The organism is Phenylobacterium sp., from assembly GCF_041920015.1.
Taxonomy (GTDB): domain Bacteria; phylum Pseudomonadota; class Alphaproteobacteria; order Caulobacterales; family Caulobacteraceae; genus Phenylobacterium.
On record NZ_JAYRST010000127.1, the window covers coordinates 1 to 5,474 of the forward strand.

Consider the following 5,474-nt stretch of genomic DNA (forward strand, 5'->3'; position numbering starts at 1 on the left):
GTTCGGCGGCGCGACGGCCGCGATCATGCTGAAGGCGGTGATGGACCACCCGCAGCGGCGGGGGCGGCCCGTGGCCCAGACGGTGAACTTCTGCGCGGCGGTGGCGGAGGGCGCCTTCGAGGTGCATGTGCGGCTGGTGCGCGACGGACGTTCCACCCAGCACTGGCAGGTGGAGATGCGGCAAGGCGAGGCCGTGGCGACCACCGCCAGCGTGGTGACGGGGGCCGAGCGCGACACTTGGGCCCATGCACCGGCCGCGCCGCCGCCGATGCCGCCGCCCGAGGACCTGCCGGCGCTCGACACCGCCGCGCGGGCCGGATGGCGGGGCCGCTACGAGTTCCGCTACGAGCGGGGCGCGCCGATGATGTTCGAGGGCGGGGCCGAGGCGCCGCAGCCGGCGCAGTCGCGAAACTGGGTGCGGGACGAACCGCCGCGGCCGCTGGACTTCGTGGCCCTGGCCTCGATCTGCGACACCTTCGTCGTGAAGATCCTGCAGGTGCGTGGCGACGTGCCGCCGGTCGGTACGGTGTCGCTGACCACCTATTTCATGGCCGATGAGGCGGCGCTGGCGCGGCAGGGCGCGCGGCCGGTGCTGGGCGTCAGCGACGTGCGCGCCTTCCGCCACGGTTTCAACGATCAGAGCGCCGAGATCTGGTCGGACGACGGCCAGTTGCTGGCGGTCTCGCATCAGGTAGTTTGGTTCAAGGGCTAGAGCCAGGCTAGGGCGGCTTCACCGCGCAGGATCGCCTCGGCCTGCGGCGTGTGCTTGGCGCCCTGCGCCGGGTGCATGACCAGCGGCGGCAGCAGGACCAGCGGGGCCTTGCCGGTCTTGATCGCCCGGACCAGCACGCGCTTGGCCGGCGCCTCGGCGCGCGGATGGACCGGCCGCACCTGGAACGAGCCGGCCTTGGGCGCCAGGAGGGCGAGGATATCGGCCAGGCGGTCGGCGCGGTGGATCATCAGGATCGTCCCGCCCTCGCGCACCGCCCTCAGCAGGAAGGCGGTCCAGGCGGCGAGGCCTCCATCGGCCATCCAGGCGCCTTGCTTCTCGGCCGCCGGCGCCCGCAGGGCCGCCGGATCATCGAAGAACGGCGGATTGGCCATGGCCAGGTCGAAGGGCGCGAGCGCCAGTCTGGAGAAGGGTGTGGCGATGTCGGCGTTCAGGATGTCGACCCGCGCCTCCATGCCGTTGGCCGCGGCGTTGGCGTGGGCGAGCGCGGCGGCGGCCGGGTCCCGTTCGACGCCGACGAAACGCACCGAAGGATGGCGTGCGGCGGCGGCCAGCAAGGCGCCGCCGGCCCCGCAGCCGGCCTCGATCACGCGTGCGCCAGCGGGGGCGTCGCAGGCGGCCGCCAGCAGCGCCGCATCCATTCCGGCGCGATAGCCGTTCACACCCTGGCGTAGTGCGATCCGGCCGCCCAGGACGTGGTCCTGCGTCACGGAGACGTCGGTCTGTTTCGGCACGGGTTCCATTTGGGCAGAAGGACGGCTAAGCCCGCCTTGACCCTGGTCATACGCGTGACCATTGTCGCCCGCAAACGGCGGACACCGCCGAACGTCTTGGAGTTATAGGTAAGTTGGACGCCGCCAGCGCCGCGATCGCCCCTGAAAGACCCGTCTCGATCGACGGGCTGTTGGAGCTCGCCCAGCCCGACATGGCCAAGGTCGACGCCCTGATCCGAGACCGGATGCAGAGCCCCGTCTCGGTGATTCCGGCCCTGGCCGAACACCTGATCGGGGGCTCGGCCAAGCGGCTGCGCCCGCTGCTGACCATCGCCGCGGCCCGGGTGGCCGGGGCGCAGGACGACGCCTGCATCAAGCTGGCCGCCGCGGTCGAGTTCATCCACACCGCGACCCTGCTGCACGACGACGTGGTGGATTCCTCGCAGCTTCGCCGCGGCAAGGTGGCCGCGCACCTGATCTGGGGCGCGCCGGCCAGCGTGCTGGTAGGCGACTTCCTGTTCGCGCGCGCCTTCGAACTGATGGTTGAGGCCGGCTCGATGCAGGCCCTGGAGATCCTCGCCCGCGCCAGCCGGGTGATCGCCGAGGGCGAGGTGCTGCAACTGACGCGCGCTCACGACCTGAACCTCTCCCAGGACCTCTATCTGGAGATCATTAAGGCCAAGACCGCCGAGCTGTTCGCCGCCGCCGCCGAGGCGGGCGCGGTGTCGGCCGGCGCTACGCCCCGCCAGTGCGAGGCGCTGCGCCGGTTCGGTCAGGACCTGGGCCTGGCCTTCCAACTGGTGGACGACGCCCTGGACTACAGCGGCGATACGGCGACCTTGGGCAAGAACGCCGGCGACGACTTCCGCGAAGGCAAGGCGACCTTGCCGCTGCTGTTGACCATCGCGCGGACCGGCGCGGCCGAAAAACCCTTTTGGGACCGCACGGTCGGCCGCCGCGAGCAGACCGACGAGGATTTCGCCCGGGCGCGCGGCCTGGTCGCCTCGACCGGCGCTGGCGCCGAGACGCTGGAGCTGGCCGCGGCCTATGCGAGCGCCGCCAAGGGCCAGCTCGCCGACTTCGCCTCCAGCAATAGCTGGCGCCCGGCTATGGAGGACCTGGCCGACTTCGCCGTGCAGCGGAAGGCGTAGAGCCGGCTAGAAGCCGGTGAAAAGCCGGTCCAGCGCGCGGCGGATGGCGTCTTCGTGGTCGCGGAGGTCGCCGATGGGGCGCTGCAATTGGCGGGTTTCCACAGTGGCGAGTTCGCCAAGCAGCACGATGTAGGCGGCGGCGCCGACACGTGCGGCGATGCTGGTTTCAGTGAAGGCCGAACGGTCGTCGTGCGGGATCATCGGCGCTACGAGCGTCGTATGCGACGCCAATAGATGCGATTGGACGACAACGACCAGCGGAATCCGGGTGCGCGACCGGGGTGACGGGTTCGGATAGACATCGAATTGCCGCAAGACCTACCAGGTCCTCAGGTCTTCACCGAAGATGCCGACGGCGTCGATCCGCTCGCGCTGGGCCTTGATCGCCTCGGCGTTCTCCTCGGCCCAGCGGCGGGCCTTTTCCTCGTCGCTTAGCGCCTTGTCGAACGTGAAGTCGGGGGCGCTGCCTTCGGCGAGGCCGGGCGGCGGCAGGGCGAGTTTCAGGGCTTCCTCGACGATGCGGGGGATATCGAGGCCGCGCTCTGCGGCCTGCGCCAGCAGCGCTTCGTCGACCTCGATCTTCAGTTCGGCCTTGCCCATGAACGGAGGCTAACCCGGAAGGCCGCCCCCGTCACGCGGGCGAGCGATCAGCCTGGGCTGATCATGTTTTCCGGGCGGACGACCTCGTCGAACTCGGCGTCGGTGACGTAGCCGCCGCCGACCGCTTCCTCGCGGAGGGTCGTGCCGTTCTTGTGGGCGGTCTTGGCGATCTTGGCGGCGTTGTCGTAGCCGATCTTGGGGGCGAGGGCGGTGACCAGCATCAGCGAGCGCTCGAGCGCGGCCTTGATATTGTCCTCGCGGGCCTCGATGCCGACCACGCAGTTGTCGGTGAAGGAGATCGAGGCGTCGGCCAGCAGGCGGCAGGACTGCAGAAAGTTGTAGGCCATCACCGGGTTGAAGACGTTCAGCTCGAAGTGGCCCGAGGCGCCGGCGAAGGTCATGGCCGCGTTGTTGCCGAAGATGTGGGCGCAGACCATGGTCATGGCCTCGCACTGGGTCGGGTTGACCTTGCCCGGCATGATCGAGGAGCCCGGCTCGTTCTCCGGCAGCGACAGCTCGCCCAGGCCCGAACGGGGCCCCGAGCCCAGGAAGCGGATGTCGTTGGCGATCTTGAACAGCGAGCCGGCGACGGTGTTGATCGCGCCGTGGCTGAAGACCATGGCGTCGTGGGCGGCCAGGGCCTCGAACTTGTTCGGGGCGGTCACGAACGGCAGGTGGGTGATGTCGGCGATCTTCTTGGCCACCAGTTCGGCGAAACCGATCGGGGCGTTGAGGCCCGTGCCGACGGCGGTGCCGCCCTGGGCCAGCTCATAGAGGCCGTAGAGGGTGTCCTTGATCCGGCGCACGCCGCCGGCCACCTGCTGCGAATAGCCGGAGAATTCCTGGCCCAGGGTCAGGGGGGTGGCGTCCTGGGTGTGGGTGCGGCCGATCTTGATGATGTGGTCGAACTGCTTGGACTTGGCCTTCAGCGCCGCGTGCAGGTGTTCCAGCGCCGGCATCAGCTCCTTGGCCACCTGCTCGGCGCAGGCGATGTGCATGGCCGTGGGATAGGTGTCGTTCGACGACTGGCTCATATTGACGTGGTCGTTCGGGTGGACCGGGCTCTTGGAGCCCATCACCCCGCCCAGCATCTCGATGGCGCGGTTCGAGATCACCTCGTTGGCGTTCATGTTGGACTGGGTACCCGAGCCGGTCTGCCAGACCACCAGCGGAAAATGGTCGTCGAGCTTGCCGTCGATCACCTCCTGGGCGGCGGCGACGATGGCCGCGCCGATCTTCGGGTCGAGCTTGCCGAGCTCCATATTGGCTTCGGCCGCGGCGCGCTTGACGATCCCCAGGGCGCGGATGATCGGCTTGGGTTGCCTTTCCCAGCCGATCTTGAAGTTGCCGATCGAACGCTGGGACTGCGCGCCCCAGTAGACGTTGGTCGCGACCTCGATAGGTCCGAAGGTGTCGGTTTCGGTGCGGGTCGCGGTCATGGTGTTTTCGGCTCCGATAAGTTCGCAGCGCCGGTTTAGCGAACGCGCGCGAGACTGCAAGGCGCGCAGGGCCTATGGAGGGGCATGGACGGCGATTGGACAGCCCACGGCAAGGTGCGCGCCCGCGAGGCGGATGGCGTGCTCGAGGTGGTGGTCGACGGCCTGACCACCCAGGCCAAGTACTACAAGCCGCTGGTCTACGAGTTCTTCCGCAAGGCCTGGCGCGGCTCGCGGCCGAGCTGGGGCGAGTATGCCGTCGATATCGTGATGGAATATGTCGGCGACCCGCCATGGATCGACCTCGACAACCTGGCCAAGGCGATCCTGGACGCGATCAAGGGCTACACGTTCCATGACGACGCCCAGGTGGCGCGGCTGCTGGTGGAGCGGCGGGCGGGGGAGCGCGAGCAGATCGCGGTGACGGTGCGCAAGCTTTCGGACGTCAACCTGCTGGGCGCGGCCTACCAGCGCTGAGCGCAAACGAAAACGACCGCGCCGGGGATCGGCGCGGTCGCTGTCGGCTGACGCCTCCTCGGAGGGGACGGGGTCAGCGGTACTGTTGCAGGCGGGTCGTGGGCCGGCCGGCCCGGCCGTGGCGGTGGGTCGATTTCTGCCAGGCGCGGAATTACTCGTTGGGGAGGGAGTAGCGCTCGCAGGCTTCGTCCAGCGTCAGCAGACCGCCGCGGACGGCGGCCACGACCTCGGCCTTGCGGCGGATCACCCAGCGGCCGGTGTCCGGCGGGGGCAGGTCGCGCAAGGTCAGAGGCGCGCCCGTCGGGCCGATGACATAGGCCTCGCCACGGCTGTTCGTGCGCGTCTGCTGTTGTTGCAACATGGCTTT

The 5,474-nt window shown here is 69.3% G+C and carries 7 protein-coding genes and 1 pseudogene; 3 read left to right on the plus strand and 5 right to left on the minus strand.

Annotated elements, in window-relative coordinates:
* Positions 1 to 712: acyl-CoA thioesterase (locus tag ACE3TL_RS16460; protein WP_374579745.1), on the plus strand; the 712-nt coding region annotated here is incomplete at its 5' end.
* On the opposite strand, the gene ACE3TL_RS16465 is transcribed toward ACE3TL_RS16460, so the two are convergent.
* Complete coding sequence (locus ACE3TL_RS16465; protein ID WP_374579746.1) at positions 709 to 1,464, minus strand: tRNA1(Val) (adenine(37)-N6)-methyltransferase; 756 nt, start codon at positions 1,462 to 1,464, stop codon at positions 709 to 711. The two genes, ACE3TL_RS16460 and ACE3TL_RS16465, sit on opposite strands and share 4 nt — an antisense overlap.
* Positions 1,465 to 1,577: 113 nt before the next feature.
* Between ACE3TL_RS16465 and ACE3TL_RS16470 the strand changes: the two genes are divergently transcribed.
* Positions 1,578 to 2,594: a polyprenyl synthetase family protein gene (locus tag ACE3TL_RS16470; RefSeq protein WP_374579747.1), complete on the plus strand. Its 1,017-nt coding sequence runs from the start codon at positions 1,578 to 1,580 to the stop codon at positions 2,592 to 2,594.
* A gap of 6 nt (positions 2,595 to 2,600) precedes the next feature.
* Here the strand turns inward: ACE3TL_RS16470 and ACE3TL_RS16475 are convergent, their stop codons facing one another.
* From ACE3TL_RS16475 to fumC, 3 genes are read right to left on the minus strand one after another with little or no spacing between them, the layout of a single operon-like run.
* Entirely contained in the window at positions 2,601 to 2,909 is a 309-nt protein-coding gene (locus ACE3TL_RS16475) for a CcdB family protein (protein ID WP_374579748.1), read from the minus strand.
* A 3-nt stretch (positions 2,910 to 2,912) separates the two neighbouring features.
* Positions 2,913 to 3,194 carry a type II toxin-antitoxin system CcdA family antitoxin gene (locus ACE3TL_RS16480; protein WP_374579749.1) on the minus strand — a complete coding sequence of 94 codons (282 nt, stop codon included), beginning with the start codon at positions 3,192 to 3,194 and terminating at the stop codon, positions 2,913 to 2,915.
* Positions 3,195 to 3,241: 47 nt separating this feature from the next.
* Positions 3,242 to 4,633, minus strand: coding sequence for a class II fumarate hydratase (gene fumC / locus ACE3TL_RS16485; protein WP_374579750.1), 1,392 nt, complete (start codon positions 4,631 to 4,633; stop codon positions 3,242 to 3,244).
* 84 nt (positions 4,634 to 4,717) lie between these two features.
* On the opposite strand from fumC, the gene ACE3TL_RS16490 reads away from it, so the two are divergent.
* Positions 4,718 to 5,107 carry a RusA family crossover junction endodeoxyribonuclease gene (locus tag ACE3TL_RS16490; protein ID WP_374579751.1) on the plus strand — a complete coding sequence of 130 codons (390 nt, stop codon included), beginning with the start codon at positions 4,718 to 4,720 and terminating at the stop codon, positions 5,105 to 5,107.
* A gap of 73 nt (positions 5,108 to 5,180) precedes the next feature.
* Here ACE3TL_RS16490 and ACE3TL_RS16495 read toward each other — a convergent pair.
* A pseudogene (locus tag ACE3TL_RS16495) lies at positions 5,181 to 5,468 on the minus strand (DUF1153 domain-containing protein).
* Between the last annotated feature and the right edge of the window lie 6 nt (positions 5,469 to 5,474).